Consider the following 823-nt stretch of genomic DNA (forward strand, 5'->3'; position numbering starts at 1 on the left):
ATCAACACCTGATGGATAGGGTTTTTGATGACTTAGAATTAAGCAGAAATTGTAAAAAAGTGGCAGCGATTTACCAACATTATAGTGACTATGGGGCAATCGCTGCTTAAAAGTGTCTACAGTATTGCTTTTATTGGTTTAGTCTAAATGAGTTTATTAGGTGGGGGAAGATCGTGGTGGGGGTGTGTCATGTTTTGTCATTTTTAAAAGAGAATTTCTACGTTATTGAGAAGGTAAATATCTAAGTGATTTTATAAAAGGTAATTTTGAAGATGATTAAAAATCAGAATAGTGAATAAAAAATTACGATTCACAACAACGTTTTATTCACTTTTGAATTCAACACCAACGCCTCGATTTGCTCCTTACTCTATCCATCCCATTCATTAACCCCGTTCACCCTCAAATTCCAGCACAACACTCTATTTTCTCTGATTTTTTGGCATCTATTTCCTTATTTGTTGATGATTTAAACGCCAAACCAATAAACTTTACAGCGTAATTTTCTCCTACTCTTTTTAAACCTGTCATAGCTGTCATTACTGTCATATGTAATAAAAGTAGCCGTGGCACGTATATCCTCCATACCTCGATATAGCGCAAAACCAATTGCTTGTTTTCTCACAAAATCTACAACGAATCCGTCTTTAGTCCCTAATTTCGCGTGATTTATTTCACAGTTCAAAAAATGAGCATCTCTAAAATGGCCACCCATCAAAGTTACTCACACACATTACTCACTCACTGACAGGTCGCCACTACAATGAAAAAGTTACCGCTTTACACTGCAATTACGGCTCTATCACTTACCGCTACGTCTAAC

Annotated in this window: 1 protein-coding gene; it reads right to left on the reverse strand. The window is 36.2% G+C overall.

Annotated features, from left to right (window positions below; genetic code table 11):
• Positions 1 to 402: 402 nt before the first annotated feature.
• Positions 403 to 573, reverse strand: a complete 171-nt coding sequence (locus tag LU351_RS20550) for a hypothetical protein (protein ID WP_232595953.1) — start codon at positions 571 to 573, stop codon at positions 403 to 405.
• Between the last annotated feature and the right edge of the window lie 250 nt (positions 574 to 823).

It is taken from the genome of Marinibactrum halimedae (assembly GCF_021234875.1).
GTDB classification, from domain to species: Bacteria; Pseudomonadota; Gammaproteobacteria; order Pseudomonadales; family Cellvibrionaceae; genus Marinibactrum; species Marinibactrum halimedae.